Raw genomic sequence first — 19,402 nt, forward strand, 5'->3', positions numbered from 1 at the left:
GGAGATCAGGGAGTTTAAGGCTTTCAGAACTATATAACTATAGTATTATATTTTTATATATCTCCATGCAAAGATTTTAAGAATTATTATTTATATCATCTATCATGTAAATATAGAGGATATTTTAGTCTTCCTAGTTACAGTCGGATAATCCAGTTGTGGCCAAGATTAGTATTACCTTTAACTATAATGTTACAATTATTTACAGGAGATGAGACTGGTATATATTTTGTTGATTCAACCAAATTATCGATATGTCATGCAAAACGTACAAATAATAATAAAGTGTTTAGTGGCATTGCTAAAATAGGTATGAGTAGTTACGGATGGTTTATGGGATTTAAATTACATATTGTAATTAATAATAAAGGTCAGATTATGGCAATTAAAATAACAAAGGGTAATGCTAGTGATTTATCTGCTGTAGACTCAATTACCAAAGGATTATGGGGTAAATTATTTGGAGACAAGGCTTATATTTCTAAGGAAATGTCCGCTAAATTATTTAGTCGTGGGCTACGGTTATTTACTGGGATTCGCAAGGATATGAAAAATCATTTATTAGATATAGAAGATAAAATACTCTTAAAAAGCAGATCAATAATTGAATCAGTATTTAATGTACTAAAAAACAGCATGAACCTTGAACATTCAAGACATCGCTCCCCTATTAATTTCTTAGTTCATATACTTTCTTGCGTAAATGCTTTTAATTTCAATAAATCTAAAAAATTTCTAACACTACTTGCTTATCCTCAGACCTCCTTATCCTAAACTGGCGTTATTAACTTTTGCCACTGCCTCAATTTTACGCTGCGGTCCAATCAAAACAGGCGTTATTACACCAAATTGTGCTGCTCTAACTGCCCCAAGTAATGACTCTTTGTCAATAGGATGAACTACTGCTGTTTTGACAGGCTTGAAACCATCCGCTCTAACTAGCAAATTAATAAAATGTTTGGCTGCTTCATCAAAATCAGGGTCGTTAATTTCTTTCGGAGGGGTATAGGAAGTACCTAATTTTTTGGCTAAGATTGCGTCTAAAAACGTCTCATTTATTATGTGTTGCTTCTTTATACAAAACCCTTAATAATTAGTAACTAATTTAATTAAATAATATATAGACCAATTAATAAAGAGAAAATTGAAGAAGTTTTTTAATGGGGTATTTATAAGTAGTATTCAAGCCACAGTAGATATAAGATGTTGGGATACGGCAGGGATGGTGCGTGTGGCAACTTTTCGTCATTGTGAGGATGGGCGAAGCCTGCTCTGTCATCCCGTGGCTTGACCACGGGATCCAGAAAAACAACTAGAAATATCAATATCCTTGGGATCCAGAAAATAATAAAAAATACTAATTTTATTAGTATTTTTAACTGGATCCCGTGAATAAATCACGGGATGACAGGGGGAGAATGATCCACGCAACAATGTCCTCCGTGATCCCGCCATGAAATCTAATAATCTTTACACAGAAAACCTACTTAATGACATTACTTAAAGAAGAGACAATCGGCATATCCAAACCATATCTCTCTATCAACTCCAAAACAAACTTTATCGCCTCTCTTCCCTCTACTAGCTCTGTATATTCTTGTAAAAATTTCTGTTTGTCTTTACTTATGCCAAACTCATAACCAAATTTTGTATTACGTGAGTCCATCGAGTAGCAAGTTAGCACTAAATCACCAACTACACCAGCTTCTAGCAAAATATTTACATCATTTTTCAAGCCACCTAAAGCTTTGGACAATATCGCTATTTCTTTTAAGGCAGATATGATTAGGGTTGCTCTTGCATTTTCGCCCTGCTCTTTTGCCATATCAATCCCGCTTTTAATGGCAAAAATATTTTTTAAAGCTCCTGCTACTTGTAATGTTATAACGTCATTAGTAGTACTAGTAATGAAAGCTTCTGAAGATAGATTATAAGATATTTTATTTGCCAAATCTATATCTAAGCTTGCAATAGTTACAGAAGCAAGTAACCCCTTTGCTAGCTCTTTTGCTAAATTCGGACCAGATAAAAATGCTATAGGGTTATTTGGTAATAAAGTTTTAAGCCTATCAGAAAACAATTCAGTAGGATTACGTGCAAAACCTTTTGTGGTAATTAAAAGAATATTATCGTTTGAGATATGAGTTTTTAATAATTTTATTGCCTCATCAAAAGCGTAAGACGGCACTGCAATAATAATTAGCTCAAAATCTTTAATTTTATCTAGATTAGTGGTAGCTTGTAGATTAGAAAGTAGTTTGATATTACCTAAATATTTCGTGTTAGTTTTCTTATCTATTATTTCCTTTGCTATTTCTTCATTACGCAAAAATAAGGTAACATCCTCGCAAACCCTAGCTGCAATGGCTGCAAGGCTTGTGCCGAAACTCCCCCCTCCATATACCGCAATATTTTTAAACCTGTTCATGATTTTTATTTTTTTATTGTCCCAAATTTGGGAGAAAAACCCCGCACTTGCAGTGCGTCGTTTTAACATATAGAATGTAGAGATGCAGTATTACAAGAAGATAAGCCACACAGTTTACGATTGCACTTATCATATAGTATGGGTGACTAAATATCGATATAATATATTGGTTGGTGATATTGGTAGGAGAGTCAAGGACCTAACCCAAGAGATATGTAAGGATAATGGAGTAGAGATATTAAGAGGGAAGATAGCTTCAAATCACGTACATATCTATGTATCTGTGCCACCTTATCAAAGTATTAGTAAGGTGGTACAGTATCTAAAAGGAAAGAGTTCAAGGAAGATTCAGCAGGAATTTCCAGAATTACGGAAACAGTATTGGGGTAAACACTTATGGGCTGTTGGATATTTTGTCAGAACCACAGGCAATGTGACTGACCAAATGATCAAGGATTATATTGATAAACATGAATCGAGAGATGATAAGTTTGGAAACTTTCAAGTTGAAAACTAGCTATAGCTAAGGCATTGATGCCATAATCTTAAGCCCTGCATTTGCAATGCAGGGTGGTTAACTTGGAGGGGGCTAATATCTGTCATCCCGTGGCGGAGTTATTGCATGGATCGAAAAACGCTCTCGGTGTCATACCGTGGCTTGGGAACTAGATCCAGAAAAAATACAAATAAAAAGCTCGGTTTATCTCGCTTTATGCTGGATCCCGTGGTCAAGCCACGGGATGACTACCTTAGGACGTTTTTCGATCCACGCAACAATACCCCTACGAGGCGACACTAAAGTTACTGGATTCCTGCCGCAGCTAGGAATGACATAAGAGCTGACGATAACGCCTAACCATTCAGTAAATCCAGCATAGTTTTGCCGATATCCGCAGGTGATCTTGTAATAGTTACGCCGGCACTTTGTAGAGCTTCGAGCTTATCTTCAGCACTACCTTTTCCGCCAGCAATAATAGCACCAGCATGTCCCATTCTTTTACCTGGAGGGGCAGTAATACCTGCTATAAAGCTTACTATAGGTTTTTTGATTTTTGAATGCTTGATAAAATCAGCTGCATTTTCTTCTGCGTCACCACCAATTTCACCAATCATAATAATTGCTTTTGTTTCGTCATCTTGTAAAAACATATCAATGCAATCTACAAAATTAGTGCCATTAACGGGATCGCCCCCAATACCGACACATGTAGATTGACCAAGCCCTACAGCTGTTGTTTGTGCTACTGCTTCATAAGTTAAAGTACCTGATCTTGAAACAATACCTATAGAACCTTTTCTATGAATATGTCCTGGCATGATACCTATTTTACATTCATCAGGTGTTATAATGCCTGGGCAGTTAGGACCGATTAATCTTGTTTTAGAACCGACTAAAGCACGTTTTACTCTGACCATATCAAGCACTGGAATTCCTTCCGTAATACATACGACTATTTCAATTCCAACATCAATTGCTTCTAATATTGAATCGGCTGCAAAGGGAGGTGGTACATAAATAACGCTAGCATTAGCGCCGGTTTTGGCTTTTGCTTCATGCACAGTGTTATATATCGGTAAGTCTAGGTGAGTTTTACCGCCTTTACCTGGTGTCACCCCACCGACCATTTTAGTACCATAAGCTATTGCTTGCTCGGAGTGGAAAGTACCTTGTGAACCCGTAAAACCCTGACAGATTACTTTGGTTTTTTTATTAACTAATATTGCCATCTTTGATAACTACTTATTATTTTTAAATTTGTTTTTGTACAATCGTCATTGCGAGGAGCGAAGCGACGTGGCAATCTTATGAAACAGAAAATAACTCCTGAGATTGCCACGTTCCTTTTAGTCGCTCGCAATGACCGCAAAAATCGACCTTTTTGTATTTTTTATTACTGGATCCCGTGGACAAGCCACGGGATGACATTATTACCTGATAGCCTCAACTATCTTACTAGCCGCATCAGCCAAATCATGAGCCGGTATTATTTCTAAACCTGAATTAGATAAAATCTCTTTACCTTTTTCAACATTTGTACCAGCTAAGCGGACTACTAGCGGCACTTTTATACCTATATCTTTTGCGGCTGCGATAATTCCTTCTGCTATAATATCGCAACGCATGATACCACCGAAAATATTAACTAAAATGCCTTTTACTTCTTTATCAGATAAAATTATTTTTAAGGCCTCTTTCACACGTTCACGATCAGCTCCGCCGCCAACGTCCAAGAAGTTTGCAGGTGTTGCACCATAAAGCTTAATAATATCCATTGTTGCCATAGCAAGCCCTGCACCATTTACCATACAGCCGATACTGCCATCCATTTTCACATAGCTAAGACCAGCATCAGCTGCTCTTGTTTCTAGCGGATCTTCTTCATCTTGATCACGCAGTGCCATAATTTCAGGATGCTTAAATAGACCATTATCATCAAAGGTAAATTTTGCATCTAACGCTAATAAATTGCCCTCTTTATTCACAATTAACGGATTAATCTCAATTTGTGCTGCATCTGTTTCAATAAAAGCTTTGTAAGTTGCTTTTACTATTTCTTTCATTTGCTTTACTTGATGGTCTTTAAAACCTAATTCATATGCTATTCCTTGAGCATGGAAATTTTGCAAGCCGGTAGCTGGATCAACTGAAAATTTGATGATTTTTTCAGGAGTTTTTTCTGCAACTTCTTCAATATCAACACCGCCCTCCGTAGAAGCTATAAAGGTAATGCAGCTAGCTGATCTATCAAATACGACACTAAAATAATATTCCTTTAAAATATCACAACCTGATTCAATATAAAGACGATTTACTTTCTGACCTTGTGGTCCTGTTTGGTGTGTGACTAAATTAATACCGAACATATCATGAGCAACTTTTTTTGCTTCCTCTTTACTCTTAACAACCTTAACACCGCCGGCTTTACCTCTACCACCAGCATGTATTTGTGCCTTAACTACATAAACCTTTGTATTTAGCTCATCAATCGCTGCATTAATGCTTTCGGTTTTCGTAATCACTACCCCAGTTGAAGTAGGCACACCGTATTTTCTTAAAATCTCTTTTGCTTGATATTCGTGAATATTCATAAATAATTTATTTTATTATTGTTATTAATTTAAATTTCTACTTAAGGATAAGATGCACTTTTAATTTCTTGTACTATCTCTTTATCAAAACTAACAAAGTTATTAACGCTATTTGTCTCTCCTTCGGAAATAATCATATAATCAGCAAAATCTGCTTTACCTTTTATATATTTTTCAGCTGCCGATATTATTATATCTTGATGTCCGATAATAAAACCAGAATTATCAATAAGATTTATAATTGCATCATAAATTTCTTGGCGTGTAAACTTTTTTACTTTTAACACCCATGCAAATTCAAGTATTGCATATGAGGAAATAAAGATTTTATGATTAACATGATTTTTCAGAAAATTTTGAGCAGTCTTAGCCTGTACTTCATCATCTTCAAGGAAAGTACGAGTTAAAATATTAGTGTCAATCCCTATCATTTTCGATAACCGCAATACTAATAGCTTCATCTACGTCAGTTGGACCATTTTTAGCTTTGTGTTTACCTTTACCAAAAAAACTAAAAATATCCTTTTTTATAGGAAGCAATTCTAATGTTTCGTTTTTCTTGTAATTAATAATTACTTCAGAACCTGAATGCAAACCAAGCTTATTTCTTATATATTTAGGTATAACTACTTGCCCTTTTGAAGAAACTATTACTCTAGCACTTTTGCTCATAATACTAATATAGTAAGTTATGTAATCTTACTTATATAAAACATAGTTTTGTATATATGTCAATAAATTTATGATTAAATTAACTATTCCACATCCTCCTAAGTACATTATCCTTTCTAATAAAATGATGATAAAACGCAGCTAGTATATGAAGAATAATCAGAGCAGTAAATAATAAAGCTGCTTTTTGGTGGATTTTTTTGCAGATTTTGGCGAATTGTAAATCTTGGGCAAAAGATTGTATAGTAAACAAGCCGTAAAAATCTATATGATGATTTGACAAAATGGTCATAAGAAAGCCGCTTATCGGCATTAATATCATTAAAAGATATAAGAGATTTATGTTAATGGTGGCGACTTTCTTTTGCCAGTTTGGTAAATCAGCAGGTAGTAAGACAGTAGTATTATAAAATCTCCATAAAAGCCTTAATATAACTAGAGTTAAAATTAGCACTCCGGTTGCTTCATGTAAGCCAAATATTTGCCATTTTAAAGGCGGCTCTATGTAATCATCCATTAAAAAACCAGCAATAAGCATTAATATAACCATAATACTCATAATCCAGTGGAAAAGTTTAGCAATCAACCCATAAGAATTTTCAGTATTCGTAAGTAGCATAATGGTACTCTATTTATGTTATAAGGTCATTGCATGGCTTGGGGAGAGTCATTGCGAGGAGCGAAGCGACGTGGCAATCTTGTGAAGCAAAACTCCTGAGATTGCTTCGTCAAAACTTACAGTTTTTCCTCGCAATGACGTAGCCGTATTACTCTCCAACTGCCTTACCTATTATCTTCTCTGCTTCCGCTCCGTTTAGATTCTCTTGATCATTCAAAATTAAATTAGCATTTTTTAGATCATCGCCAATTTCTTCAGCACGTCCTTTTAAGATTTTAGCTAAAAATTGTTCGGCAAGAGCGTAATATGATATTCTATTACCAGGTTTTGCAAAGCCGTGGCCTTCATCTTTATAGAGTGCATAAACTACCGGTATGTGCTTTGCTTTCATAGCATTTACGATTTGATCGGATTCTGCTTGTACGACTCTCACATCATGAGCTCCTTGGGCTATGAATAAAGGCTTTTTGATATTATCAACAAAATTAATCGGTGATCTTTGTCTTAAAAACTCTTTTTCCTCTTCAGTATCCCAAGGACCTATACGTGTTTTATATATACTTAATAATGGAGTCAAATATGGGGCTTTAGTTTGTACATGAGTTAATAAATTAGACATACCAACAACATCAACTCCGCAAGCAAACACATCAGGTGTCATAGTAAGACCAACTAGCGTTGCATAACCGCCGTAACTTCCACCCATAATCCCTATTTTATCAGCTTCTGCTATATTATTATTAATAGCCCAATTTACACCATCAATTAAATCAGTATGCATTTTACCGGCATATTCTAAATTTCCAGTATTAAGAAAATCTTTACCAAAGCCAGTAGAACCACGATAATTAATACTTAAAACTGCATAGCCACGATTAGCAAGCCATTGATGCTCCGGATCGTACCCCCAACTATCACGTGCCCATGGACCACCGTGAACATTAATTATTAGCGGAACTTTTTTATCAGGAATATTATTTTCATCAAGTTTCATATCATTTGGGAAAGTAATATAACTAACCAAATCAAAACCATCACGTGACTTAATAATTACCGGTATCATTTTAGCAAGTTTATATTGCTCTAATTCTTTACGGTTAGTAAATAAAAACTCAGCTTTTTTATTAGTGCGATCATATTTATAATATTTCACTGGTGAATTATCACTATTATAAGCTATGATCCAAGTTTTATCATCAAGTGTTCGACTATTAATAATCAAATCACCACGATCAAGATTTTGCAAATATTTGATATCATCTTCAATATCTTTATCTAATATTTTGTATGATACCATATCGTAATTTATTGATACTGCTTGCGGTGTTTGTTTGGTAGGATGTACAGCAAATAAACCAATATCAGCTTTTGAATCTTCTGCTAATATTTCTGAACTATTGGTAGCTAAATTTATAGCTTTAAGGGCTGAAGTATTACGATCACGCCCCTCTAGCATATATAAAGTTTCACCACTAGTATCAAAACCAAGTATAGCGGTATTAAACGAATCTTCCATTGATATTTTGGTAAATAGCTGAGGCTTGCCGTCTTTTAATTCGTAATATTCAACAGCACCATCTTTATCTAATAAACTACCAAATCTTAAATTTAAATTTTCATCTGTTACAAAATTGGTAAATTTATCATTTTGATAAATCAGTTCTTTTTCTAAAGTATCTAGATTTAATTTATAAATATCAAAATATTCAGGATTACGCTCATTTGAATCTATTAATATTTCATTTGGCTTTTTGTAGCTTAGTCCAACTAGCCCAGCCTTTACTCCCTTTTCCGGAGTAAGTAACTTTGTCTCTTTTGTTTCTATATTATAACTATAAATTCGGTCATTTTCATCGCCGTTAAAATCTTGAGTGTATAAAATATTTTTATTGTTATAAGCTTTAGCATAAGACCATATACCACGACCTTTATCATGCGTTATTGCCTCTGCCTTACTAATATCATCACTTGGGGCTAACCAAATATTTAGCCCGCCGTCTTTTGGTGCAATATATAAGATATATTTACCGTCATGGGTTAATGACACTCTTGCCTTGTCAGGATTACCGAACAGAACTTTACGAGGGATTATTTGGTTATCATCACCTATTATTGTAGATTTATTTTGAAACATAAAAAAGACACCTATTATTAGTATAGTGCCTATATAATATAGAATAATTTGTTCATTACTAATAGTTTATTATTGTTATTTATATGTTGCGTGGATACCAAATCGTCATTGCGAGCGAATGAAATGAGCGTGGCAATCTTATGAAGCAGGACTCCTGAGATTGCCAAGTCGATGCGTTGCATCTCCTCGCAATGACGGCAAAAACTACACTTTTTCAATATTGCTTAAAAACCAATCTACTTCCTTGGTATTAGCATTACGGGTAAATGTCCATTCTTCTTTTAGTTCCTCTATTTTGTCAACTACGTTTTTACCTTGGAATAGTAATTTAATAAATATGTTGTTGCCAAATGTATAAATTTCAGAATATTTAGCGTTTAAAGCCGTTGAGTCGAAAAAATTACCATAAGAAGCAGATATTTTTTCAAATTCTTCTAAAAATCTTTTATCAACTAATTCAGCAAGTTCTTCTGTTTGGTTTTTATAAGCAGCTTCTATAATCATTTGGAAAGCGATTTTAGCGTTGTTTATAAATTTAATAGGTTGAAATGCATTAAGACGTTTATGCACTGTTTCCATACCATCTACAACTGCCGTTATATTCTGTTCTACTATCAAATTTTTAAAAGTTTTAATATCTTGTGCGGTTGGTAGATCTTTTTCTTCTTCATATGATTTATTAGAACTGTTTGTTACATCTTTAATAACTGGTTCACCAAAATAAGATTTTTGTTTTGCTGGATCATCATCCGAAGTAGCACCAAGCGTCGTAATTAGCTTATTAATAATAAAAAAAGTAATACCAGCAAAAATTAATAGCTCGATTATTTGAGGAGACATTCTACTTACTCTAAAAGATTATCTTTTCATTTTAATACAAAAAAACAATCTTTGAAAGTTATTTATGGAAATAAGGCTTTATTTTTTATAAAAATTAATAGATTTTTATACTAAAAATGTAAAAACATTAAGAAATAATATGGGTATACTTATAGTTTAAAAAAATACTAAAAAGTAACTAAAAGCACTTGATTATTTTAATTACTGTTGATAGTATGTAAAACGTGAATGATGTTTAAACTCCATTATTGCAAAACAGCTTATTAAGCCTTTAGTGCATACTTTATGCTAGGGGACTGCTGCACTAAGTATTTTTACTTAATGCAGTGGATAATTATTGTTTTCAATGATTGAGTTTATCCCCTAGCACCTGTGCCTATCTAAAATATATCCCATTTTTAACAATTATATATTATTAGTATCCTTTAGTAGTTGCTCTACCTTTAAGGCATTGTCAAATCCGTGATCGTAATGAAATCTTATATCGGGTGAGTATTTCATATTTATCTTGCCTGTTACAAAATTTCTGATAGCATTTTTGGAATTATTTAGGCTTTCGGTAATTTCTTGAGGCGTTAGTTTAGTGTTAAAAGGTAGAAAATAGCAATTGGCTATTTTTAAATCGGCAGTAACTATAATTTTTGTTATCGTAAGAGGACAATCGTAAAGTCTAGGATCAAGCATTTTACCACGATGTAAAATCTCAATTAATGCTTCATTTATTATACTTGCTACTTTTTGCTGTCTATGAGAATTTTCTGAAGTTAATTTTTTCATGGCTATTTTATAATATATATAGTTCTGCAATATAATAGCAGGCTTTTGCTAAACAACCAAGCCCCAAAAATTTTGAAAATTTTGTTTTAAAAAAACCAGAAAATAAGGAAATAAAGCTTCCCCAAAAAGGAAACGCCATCAGAAGAAGTATAAATATCTCATATTTATAAAAAAGTTGTGCTAAATTTTTATGCCTTAAGATATTTTGTTCATTTTTAGAAGAGTAGAAAATATTTAAAGCACATTTACCAAAAATATAATTAACTATATTACCACCAAGAGAAGCACAAGTAGCTACTATAAACATTATAGGGTAACTATAGTTACCAAACATTTTCATAGAATGAAAAATTAATTCACGCTGAAAACCGATGAATAAGTTTGAGACAAAACTATCAACAAATAATAAATTAAATGCTTCAAATTGTTCCATAAATACTGTAATGTTTTTAAATTATTTATAATTAAACATCAAAAAATAGTAATCAGCAATGAAAAAACAAATTATATACCCAGATTTTATAGCACGTATTTTTTCTACGGCACTTGATTTATCGTTATTTGCTTTCATAGCAATCCCAATTTTACAATTTTGTTTCTTTTATCTAATGGTTTTTTTCTACCGTGATTATTTCCAGAGCTATAATATTGACTTGCATAATCAAAGCGAGGTGCTTAAATCTGTTATGAGTCAAGAATTTTATGAATATCTTAAAGCAGGAAATTTTAATAAATATATTTTATTTAATGTTTCAATTTTACTAATTAATTTAACAGTGATAGGTTCATATTTTATAGGTTTTTGGTATTATAAAGGAGCAACCATTGGCAAAATATTTATGCGTATGAAAATAGTAGATGCAAACGACTTTAACCGTCCGCCCCTTAAACAGTTAATTAAACGATTCCTTGGATATATGACATTTCCGATCGGTATTTTCTTTATACTTTTCTCTTCTCAAAAACAAGCATTACATGATAAAATAGCTGGAACTGTCGTAATAAAGGCTTAATATGAACGATAATAATAACGAGATAGACCAGCTAATTTACCTATTTTCTAAGCTTCCTGGACTTGGTAGCAGATCAGCAAGACGTATAGTATTATATTTACTGCAAGACAAGGATGTAAGGCTAAAAACTCTTATCAATAATCTTACAGAAATAGATAAGAAAATAGTAAAATGTCAGGTCTGTGGTAATATGGATACTGAAAATATTTGCGGTATCTGCACATCTGAATATCGAGATAAATCAGTTATTGCAATAGTTGAAACTGTTGCTGAATTATGGGCAATGGAGCGTAGTGGTAATTTCAAAGGATTATATCACGTGCTTGGTCATAATTTATCAGCAGCTAGCAGACAGAACCCTAGTATCTTGAGGTTACCGGAACTACTTGACAGATGCTTTAAGGAAAATATTAAAGAAGTCATTATCGCAACTAACTCTACTTTAGAGGGGCAAACTACTGCTTATTTTATTACAGAATATCTAAAAGACCATCCCGCAAAAATCTCTCGCCTCGCTAGCGGCATACCTATCGGTGGTGAACTTGATTATCTAGACGAGGGAACTTTATCTGCTGCTATCAACCTAAGGCAACCTTTTGAGTAAGTTCAAAAGCTTCATGAAATTCTAAATTATGCTCTCCAACAAACTTTATTACATCTTTATGATTACCAAAGTGATCAAAATTTATTAATAACTCACCTTGGGGATTAGTATTTAATATATTTGTATATAAACGATTACCGCCATTAATTTTGATTTCAACAGCATTTTCCTTGAGAAATTTAACTCCATTATTTCCCTGCTGTTTGTAAATTATGCCTTTTTCTAACGCATTGATAAATTCATTATATTGAGTACTATCGCATTTTATATCTGTGCTAATTCTTCCATAACAATCAAGTCCTTTATATTTACCTAAAGAAATAGCATCGTTTTTATTAATCTCTCCTTCTTTAATTAGCCACTTACTAACATTACTATTTGTATTATTAATAGCATGACGTAAATTAAGCTCTTTTATTGATCGATAATATTTATGAGTATTTTGTATATCATTAATGAAGTCTTTTTCATATTTTTCATGTAATAATACACTATATTCTTGGATTTTTTCTTGATTGTTAATTAATTCAGCAGCACTAAGACCAATCTCTATATAGCTAACACGGGAAGGTTTGTACCATTGCTGCTGTTATTGCATCACGAAAATCTTTAAAGTTTTTAATAATTTTTCTCAGGTAATTTTTAAAATTAGCCCAACAGTGTTCGATAGAATTTAAATCTGGAGAATAGACCGGTAGATAAATAAGAGTACAACCCGCTTTTTCTATTAATTCCTTTACCAACAGTGACTTATGAATACTCGCATTATCCATTATTACAAATTGTCCAGGTTTGAGTGATGGGCATAATAGCTCACCTACCCACTGATTAAATAATTGCTTATCAATATAACCGGAATGCTCTAATGGAGCAATTAATTCTTTGGTGCCCTCATTATAACCAGCAACTATATTTACTCTCTCAGTAGCAAAACCTCCTTGCTCTGCGTAAGATCTGGCTCCTCTCTCTGACCATCCGTACAACATGGTTATATTATTACTTACCCCCATTTCATCACAATACACAAGTTTGTCAGATGCTATTTTATCAATATATTCTACAAATTGTTTTCTGGCTTCTTCATTCCTGCCTTTGTATTTTGGCTCTTTTTTTTATATGTAATCTTCATTCTATGAAGCGTGTCATAAAATGTGCTCATTGGTAGCTCGGGTGCTACTACATCTCTTATATCTATAGCTCGGCTATCAGGATTCTTTGCTAAAAATTCAATTATATGCTCCTTATTAGTAAACCTAGCATCACGTCCACTTTGCATATGTTGTCTTGAGCTGTAGTCTCCATTTTCTTTATAACGTCTAATCCAATTTGATATCGTATGACGCTCTATACCCAATAAGTCTGATATTGCTTTTATTCTATATTTAGAAGTATTGTGCAGACTGATTACCCTATCTCTTAAATCCTGACTGTATGCTTTCATCTCTACCATAATTAAAAGCTTTATCTTATATGATTCTAAGGAATAATGCTAGTCGCGTTAGCTATAGCACTATAGTTTTGAGGTTCAAGCAGTAATATTTCTTCAATTTTTTCTAAGGCTAATTTATATTGTTCATCTGCGACTAAACAGCTACTGACCTGAATCACTAAATCTATAGCATCTTCTTGTGATAAATCAAACTTACTTCTTAGTTCTTCTATATGAACTTCGCTTATATATTCGACAGGAGTTAATAAAAACCTAGTTTTTTCTATATATGGAGTTATTATATTTTTAGGTATTTTTTTGGCAAATTGTGCTGCTAATTCATATTGTTTGGTATAAATAGCAGTTGTAAACGATAATACTGCGTAATCAATAACCTTATCAATCTCAATTAATTCTTCTTTCAAGTTTTCATAATTTGAGTCTCTTTCAGAATCATTATAGCTATTAAATTTAGCAATATATTCAAAACAACGAAATTGACTTTTGCTTGTCGCAGGTAATTCATCCTGATTAATTGAATTTAGTTTTATAGCACTAATCTCAGCTAAATCTAAACTCATCTCCATTAAAATTTTTAAATCTTTTGGGGAAATTTTTGTTAAATCCTTAGCCTTGTCTAATTTTTGTTGTGTTAAATAAATATTAAATAAGTTATAGAGAGCATCTTTATCGTCAGGTTCGGTTTTTAAAAAATGTAAAAGTTGTTTTTCAGCTAATGACAAATTTCCTACATTAAAATATGCTAATGATAAATTAAAACGGCAAAAAATAATGCCCTCCTCTTCCGGTATCACATTATTTTTTATAGTTAATAATTTAGGTTCAAGTAATGTTATTATCTCTTCATCTTTTTCAAACTCAAGTAATACGTTAGTTAACGCCAGTTTAGGATAAGGAGGTCTGAGGATAAGCAAGTAGTGTTAGAAATTTTTTAGATTTATTGAAATTAAAAGCATTTACGCAAGAAAGTATATGAACTAAGAAATTAATAGGGGAGCGATGTCTTGAATGTTCAAGGTTCATGCTGTTTTTTAGTACATTAAATACTGATTCAATTATTGATCTGCTTTTTAAGAGTATTTTATCTTCTATATCTAATAAATGATTTTTCATATCCTTGCGAATCCCAGTAAATAACCGTAGCCCACGACTAAATAATTTAGCGGACATTTCCTTAGAAATATAAGCCTTGTCTCCAAATAATTTACCCCATAATCCTTTGGTAATTGAGTCTACAGCAGATAAATCACTAGCATTACCCTTTGTTATTTTAATTGCCATAATCTGACCTTTATTATTAATTACAATATGTAATTTAAATCCCATAAACCATCCGTAACTACTCATACCTATTTTAGCAATGCCACTAAACACTTTATTATTATTTGTACGTTTTGCATGACATATCGATAATTTGGTTGAATCAACAAAATATATACCAGTCTCATCTCCTGTAAATAATTGTAACATTATAGTTAAAGGTAATACTAATCTTGGCCACAACTGGATTATCCGACTGTAACTAGGAAGACTAAAATATCCTCTATATTTACATGATAGATGATATAAATAATAATTCTTAAAATCTTTGCATGGAGATATATAAAAATATAATACTATAGTTATATAGTTCTGAAAGCCTTAAACTCCCTGATCTCCTACGCTTCCTAACGCTGGGTATTAATTTGCTTTCTTCCCATTCTTCGTAAACTTTACAATAATTATCTATTATACAAAATAGAGTTATGATACATCTTTTCATTGTTGAGTGCATATTTTTTTGATTCAAAATCTATGTAACTCAACACTCCTCTCTTGTAAATACCCTGCTTTATTATCTTTATTCCTTACACTCTTATCCTAAACTGGCGTTGATAGAGCGAAATAAACCCAAATAGGATTTTGGTAATTGTTTATCAACAAAACTTCAAATAAGTCAATCTGATTTTGTAAGTCTTATTTAATGGATTGGTGTAGAGAAATACCAAAATGATAAGTACAGCTATGTATAAATAATAGATCAATGAGTAGATAGCAGTTTATAAAAATCAGCCGCTAAGAAAAGCGATCCGGTTATTATGATATTTGCTTTATTATCGCCATTTATTTTTTTTATGTCCATAATTGCTTCTTCAAGACTTTCACTAGCAGCAAAATCAATACCGGTTTTGCTTGCCTCTAAGGCTATTATCTCAGCATTATAGCTTAATGTTTCAGATAAAACTTTAATACCATAACCTTTAGTTATCAAACCTTTGAAGTAAGCACAAAACTCTTCTATATTGCGGTTTTTAGTCATACCGAGTATTAAATATATCGGTGATTTTAAATTATCACGAATCCACGCTGTTAAGGCTTGGGCTCCACTATTATTATGAGCTCCATCCACCCAAATTTGTACGTTATCACCTATTAATCTGGAATATTTTTGCGGATCAATTTTCTCGATTCTAGCAGACCAAATAGTATTTTGTAGACCCTTAGCAATAGCCTCATTATTAATATTAAATTGTTTATTAATAAGACTTATTAGTGCAATAACACTGGCTGCATTGATCAACTGATGATCACCAACTAAAGAGGGAGTAGGAAATTCATGTGTAAAATTTCGTGATGAGTAAATAAATCCGTTATCCGTTTTTTGTATACCGAAATCATATTCATAACAAAAGGTGGGGGCTGCTAAATTTTCTGCTTTTGCAAATAATATTTCATGAACTTCGGGAACTTGTACGCTTATAACACAAGGCGTGCCCTGCTTCATAATGCCAGCTTTTTCAAAAGCTATTAGCTGCAAGGTTGACCCTAGCACATGCATATGATCATATGAAATGGGGGTAATTAACGTAATTAACGGCTGATCTATTACATTTGTTGCATCAAATCTACCGCCGAGTCCTGTTTCTAAAATTAATATATCAGCTTTATTATTCGCAAATGCTAGAAAAGCGGCAGCTGTCGTTCCTTCAAAAAAACTAGGTTCAATATTAAATTTCTCACTTACTACCCTTACATGTTCACAAACTTGCCATAATTCATTATCTGAGATTTTCTCACCTGCTACTACAATTCGCTCGTTAAACTCTAATAAATGCGGGGAAGTATAGCAATGTACTTTATAGCCGGCGGTCGCAAAAATGCTTTTTAGCATAGCACTGCTTGAGCCTTTGCCATTCGTACCTGCTATATGTATTACAGGAGGGAGCTTTAAATGAGGATTACCTAAAGCTTTTAAAAGGCTATTTATATTTTCAAGGTCATATTTAATTTGGTTTTTCCAGTTTGGTTTTGGTACTGGAAAATGCGGCATGAACATTTTTTTGATTTTTTTATGAATAATAGAGTTATATAAGACTTTAAAAGCTCAAGATAGAAAAAGATTTAAAAAATCTTATTATTGCATGGATTGGTTTTTCCGTCATTGTGAGGAAATTACCAAGTAATTGTACGTACGCAATCTAGTTAAAAAATGCTATAAATTAGCATTTTTTGTTATTTTTTCTGGATTGCCATGTCGCTACGCTCCTCGCAATGACGATTTGGTATCCATGCAGCAACGCCAGACAAGCCACGGGATGACAGGGAGAGAATGATCCACGCAAGCAAGCCTTAAGCGGGAATGACATATAATAGCTAATTTTTCAAGTTCAACTAGTATATTTGACTTTTGGTTTTACCACGTTAATAAGCCCAATTAATAAAGCTGATTTAATTATACCAGGTATTATAAAGGGTAATACACCGCCGTAAAATGCACCGCTTGCTCCTATCATTTTAGCAAGCCACATCCAGCCTAAACTCATAATGATAATATTACCGATCAAACATAAGGTAATTTGATTTAATAGCTTATTATTAATAAAAATTTTATCTTTTAAGCTTGCCATAACGTATACAGCAATTATAAAGCCTGCTAGATATCCAGCGGTAGGACCGAATAATATTCGTAAGCCACTGGAAAATTCTCCAAATATAGGCATTCCTACTACTCCAAGAGTTATATAAGATAATATCGTTAAAGGGGCAGTGGTCTTATTATATGTAAGCCCGATAAACATAACTGCAACGGTTTGCAATGAAATAAATATCGGCTTCATAGGTATTATTATTTGCGAACAAATCGCAAGCAATGCTATCCCTAACGCTATTCCTATTGTTTGCCTTTTTAATAATGGAAAAGAGATCGAACTAAGTTGCATAAGCTATCTCATATTTTATTTTTAAGTAAGTAACTAAATATAATGATATAGGCTCGTTGTCAACAAATGAAAATAATTATTTTAGTTTTCTTCCACAGAATCTAAATCAAGCTTTTTATACATTTCTTGATAAGAAGAATATTCATTTATGTTTAAGCCATTAACTGATTCTTCTAATATTTTGATGGATTCTGCATTCAGTTCCTTTTCTTGTTTTTTCTTATTATCCATAATACTGTATATTTATAGCTGGTATGAGCTTTTAGAAATCTAAATCTGTATAATAGCTTGGTGGAGTAAAGCCTGGGATTCTATCTTGCAATAATAATCTAAAAGCGGGTCTTGATTTAATTAGCGAATACCAATGTTTAATAACAATCCATTTATCCCAATAAATTTCACTAAAATAATCAAGTACGGATAAATGACAAGCTGCTGCAATATCGGCAATAGTTAGGGAGTCTGAAACTATATAACTTCTTTTCTCAAGTAAGCTAGTCATATATTCTAGGTGATAATTTAGGTTATTTTTTGCAGCACGTAAAAATTCAGTTCTCGGGCTACTCATTTTAGCGATTGATCTTATAACTTTTTCATCGATAATAATTTTTGTAACTTCACGATAAAATTTATCATTAAACCAAAAGAATAATCGCCTGATTTCACAACAAACATCTACATCCTCATCTAAAAAATTAAAATTTAGATATTTGCTATGAAGATATTCTACCAAAGGATAAATACCAACTACAGATAAGCCATATTGTTCCTCTAAAACAGGCAATGTTCCGGCAGGGTTTATTTTCAGAAATTCTTTATTAAACTGCCAATAATCTTCTTTAATTGTAGTAAATTGTATATCTAATTCTTTTAAAAAGACACGAGCTTGTCTTGAGATGGGACAAATAGGATAATGATATAATTTTTTCATTAGGGGTTTAACATATATATTTATGTTCTTAGTGTCATCCTGTGGCTTGACCACGGGATCCAGCATAAAGCGAGATAAATTGAGCTTTTAATATAGCGAAAAATTTATTTCATAATTTTTAACTGGATCCCGTGGACAAGCCACAGGATGACAGAATAAGGTCTATAAGCCGGATTCTGTACGAACTGTAAATAGCTCGTTGTAGTTATTTATCTAGGATAAACGTTATCGTTTACCTCAAGCAATCTACCCGCATTACAAACCGGTTAGAGATACCTGGGAGCTTATAAAAGCTCTGTAACGCCTATTTGATTTTGCTCTTGGTGGGGTTTACCATGCGTAACTTGTTACCAACTTACCGGTGTGCTCTTACCACACCTTTTCACCCTTACCGTAATATAGAATATATTACGGCGGTTTATTTTCTGCGGCACTTTCCCTAAAGTAATATTACTCCGCCGGGCGTTACCCGGCACCATACCTCTATAGAGTCCGGACTTTCCTCGTAATTTTTTAAAAATCACGCAACTACACGACCTATTTAGATTATGCTAAATTTTCACAAATTAGTCAATATTTACTATTAACAATAATTTAACGTTGCCACTATTATTAGCATAATGTATAAATAGGGTTTAAGTTCCA

General features: G+C 32.8%; 22 protein-coding genes, 1 other RNA gene and 1 pseudogene. 4 read left to right on the plus strand and 20 right to left on the minus strand.

What is annotated here, in order from left to right; translation table 11 throughout:
* Nucleotides 1-57: 57 nt before the first annotated feature.
* Complete coding sequence (locus tag AAGD54_RS08705; RefSeq protein WP_341795139.1) at nt 58-774, plus strand: IS982 family transposase; 717 nt, start codon at nt 58-60, stop codon at nt 772-774.
* Here the strand turns inward: AAGD54_RS08705 and AAGD54_RS08710 are convergent.
* Nucleotides 772-1,077: pseudogene (locus tag AAGD54_RS08710) on the minus strand (phosphate acetyltransferase); the annotation flags it as partial. The gene AAGD54_RS08705 and the pseudogene AAGD54_RS08710 overlap by 3 nt on opposite strands.
* Nucleotides 1,078-1,483: 406 nt before the next feature.
* A complete protein-coding gene (locus AAGD54_RS08715; RefSeq protein WP_341795211.1) occupies nt 1,484-2,428 on the minus strand; it encodes an NAD(P)H-dependent glycerol-3-phosphate dehydrogenase in 945 nt (314 codons plus the stop codon).
* Nucleotides 2,429-2,510: 82 nt separating this feature from the next.
* On the opposite strand from AAGD54_RS08715, the gene tnpA reads away from it, so the two are divergent.
* Nucleotides 2,511-2,945, plus strand: a complete 435-nt coding sequence (tnpA, locus tag AAGD54_RS08720) for an IS200/IS605 family transposase (protein ID WP_341794258.1) — start codon at nt 2,511-2,513, stop codon at nt 2,943-2,945.
* 335 nt (nt 2,946-3,280) lie between these two features.
* Here tnpA and sucD read toward each other — a convergent pair whose 3' ends face one another.
* The 9 genes from sucD to AAGD54_RS08770 all read right to left on the minus strand — a co-directional run bounded on the left by sucD (nt 3,281) and on the right by AAGD54_RS08770 (nt 10,993).
* Nucleotides 3,281-4,156 carry a succinate--CoA ligase subunit alpha gene (gene sucD, locus AAGD54_RS08730; RefSeq protein WP_341794619.1) on the minus strand — a complete coding sequence of 292 codons (876 nt, stop codon included), beginning with the start codon at nt 4,154-4,156 and terminating at the stop codon, nt 3,281-3,283.
* A 201-nt stretch (nt 4,157-4,357) separates the two neighbouring features.
* On the minus strand, nt 4,358-5,518 hold the full coding sequence (gene sucC / locus AAGD54_RS08735; RefSeq protein ID WP_341794620.1) for an ADP-forming succinate--CoA ligase subunit beta: 1,161 nt from the start codon (nt 5,516-5,518) through the stop codon (nt 4,358-4,360).
* Nucleotides 5,519-5,559: 41 nt separating this feature from the next.
* Nucleotides 5,560-5,949, minus strand: coding sequence for a type II toxin-antitoxin system VapC family toxin (locus AAGD54_RS08740; protein ID WP_341788441.1), 390 nt, complete (start codon nt 5,947-5,949; stop codon nt 5,560-5,562).
* Nucleotides 5,936-6,190, minus strand: a complete 255-nt coding sequence (locus tag AAGD54_RS08745; RefSeq protein WP_341788442.1) for an AbrB/MazE/SpoVT family DNA-binding domain-containing protein — start codon at nt 6,188-6,190, stop codon at nt 5,936-5,938. The genes AAGD54_RS08740 and AAGD54_RS08745 overlap by 14 nt, the downstream gene beginning before the upstream one ends.
* 79 nt (nt 6,191-6,269) lie before the next feature.
* A complete protein-coding gene (locus AAGD54_RS08750) occupies nt 6,270-6,809 on the minus strand; it encodes a cytochrome b (RefSeq protein WP_341794621.1) in 540 nt (179 codons plus the stop codon).
* A 148-nt stretch (nt 6,810-6,957) separates the two neighbouring features.
* Nucleotides 6,958-8,943 carry a S9 family peptidase gene (locus AAGD54_RS08755; protein ID WP_341794622.1) on the minus strand — a complete coding sequence of 662 codons (1,986 nt, stop codon included), beginning with the start codon at nt 8,941-8,943 and terminating at the stop codon, nt 6,958-6,960.
* Between the two features lie 204 nt (nt 8,944-9,147).
* Nucleotides 9,148-9,783, minus strand: coding sequence for a Tim44 domain-containing protein (locus AAGD54_RS08760; RefSeq protein ID WP_341794623.1), 636 nt, complete (start codon nt 9,781-9,783; stop codon nt 9,148-9,150).
* A gap of 405 nt (nt 9,784-10,188) precedes the next feature.
* Nucleotides 10,189-10,560 (minus strand): 30S ribosome-binding factor RbfA, encoded by a 372-nt coding sequence (gene rbfA, locus AAGD54_RS08765; RefSeq protein ID WP_011477891.1) that lies wholly within the window; start codon nt 10,558-10,560, stop codon nt 10,189-10,191.
* A 7-nt stretch (nt 10,561-10,567) separates the two neighbouring features.
* A complete protein-coding gene (locus AAGD54_RS08770) occupies nt 10,568-10,993 on the minus strand; it encodes a YqaA family protein (RefSeq protein WP_341794624.1) in 426 nt (141 codons plus the stop codon).
* Nucleotides 10,994-11,051: 58 nt separating this feature from the next.
* On the opposite strand from AAGD54_RS08770, the gene AAGD54_RS08775 reads away from it, so the two are divergent.
* Together AAGD54_RS08775 and recR are read left to right on the plus strand one after the other, a co-directional pair.
* A complete protein-coding gene (locus AAGD54_RS08775; RefSeq protein ID WP_341794625.1) occupies nt 11,052-11,573 on the plus strand; it encodes an RDD family protein in 522 nt (173 codons plus the stop codon).
* A 1-nt stretch (nt 11,574) separates the two neighbouring features.
* The gene (gene recR / locus AAGD54_RS08780) at nt 11,575-12,177 is read left to right on the plus strand and encodes a recombination mediator RecR (protein ID WP_011477894.1); all 603 of its coding nucleotides are present in this window, start codon (nt 11,575-11,577) and stop codon (nt 12,175-12,177) included.
* Nucleotides 12,178-12,734: 557 nt separating this feature from the next.
* On the opposite strand, the gene AAGD54_RS08785 is transcribed toward recR, so the two are convergent.
* The 9 genes from AAGD54_RS08785 to rnpB all read right to left on the minus strand — a co-directional run bounded on the left by AAGD54_RS08785 (nt 12,735) and on the right by rnpB (nt 19,301).
* A complete protein-coding gene (locus tag AAGD54_RS08785; RefSeq protein ID WP_341795144.1) occupies nt 12,735-13,229 on the minus strand; it encodes an IS630 family transposase in 495 nt (164 codons plus the stop codon).
* Nucleotides 13,230-13,234: 5 nt separating this feature from the next.
* A complete protein-coding gene (locus AAGD54_RS08790) occupies nt 13,235-13,627 on the minus strand; it encodes an IS630 transposase-related protein (protein WP_341794381.1) in 393 nt (130 codons plus the stop codon).
* Between the two features lie 26 nt (nt 13,628-13,653).
* Nucleotides 13,654-14,541, minus strand: a complete 888-nt coding sequence (locus AAGD54_RS08795) for a hypothetical protein (protein WP_341794626.1) — start codon at nt 14,539-14,541, stop codon at nt 13,654-13,656.
* The gene (locus AAGD54_RS08800; protein WP_341795150.1) at nt 14,513-15,253 is read right to left on the minus strand and encodes an IS982 family transposase; all 741 of its coding nucleotides are present in this window, start codon (nt 15,251-15,253) and stop codon (nt 14,513-14,515) included. Before AAGD54_RS08800 ends, AAGD54_RS08795 begins: the two co-directional genes overlap by 29 nt.
* A gap of 394 nt (nt 15,254-15,647) precedes the next feature.
* The gene (locus tag AAGD54_RS08805; protein WP_341788420.1) at nt 15,648-16,943 is read right to left on the minus strand and encodes a folylpolyglutamate synthase/dihydrofolate synthase family protein; all 1,296 of its coding nucleotides are present in this window, start codon (nt 16,941-16,943) and stop codon (nt 15,648-15,650) included.
* A gap of 331 nt (nt 16,944-17,274) precedes the next feature.
* Nucleotides 17,275-17,826, minus strand: coding sequence for a biotin transporter BioY (locus AAGD54_RS08810; protein WP_341794627.1), 552 nt, complete (start codon nt 17,824-17,826; stop codon nt 17,275-17,277).
* Nucleotides 17,827-17,907: 81 nt separating this feature from the next.
* Complete coding sequence (locus AAGD54_RS08815) at nt 17,908-18,057, minus strand: hypothetical protein (RefSeq protein ID WP_341788422.1); 150 nt, start codon at nt 18,055-18,057, stop codon at nt 17,908-17,910.
* A gap of 31 nt (nt 18,058-18,088) precedes the next feature.
* Nucleotides 18,089-18,757 (minus strand): glutathione S-transferase family protein, encoded by a 669-nt coding sequence (locus tag AAGD54_RS08820; protein WP_341794628.1) that lies wholly within the window; start codon nt 18,755-18,757, stop codon nt 18,089-18,091.
* A gap of 149 nt (nt 18,758-18,906) precedes the next feature.
* Nucleotides 18,907-19,301, minus strand: an RNA gene (gene rnpB, locus AAGD54_RS08825) — RNase P RNA component class A.
* Nucleotides 19,302-19,402: the final 101 nt, after the last annotated feature.

This window comes from Rickettsia endosymbiont of Rhinocyllus conicus (assembly GCF_964026465.1).
In the GTDB taxonomy this organism is placed as follows: Bacteria; Pseudomonadota; Alphaproteobacteria; order Rickettsiales; family Rickettsiaceae; genus Rickettsia.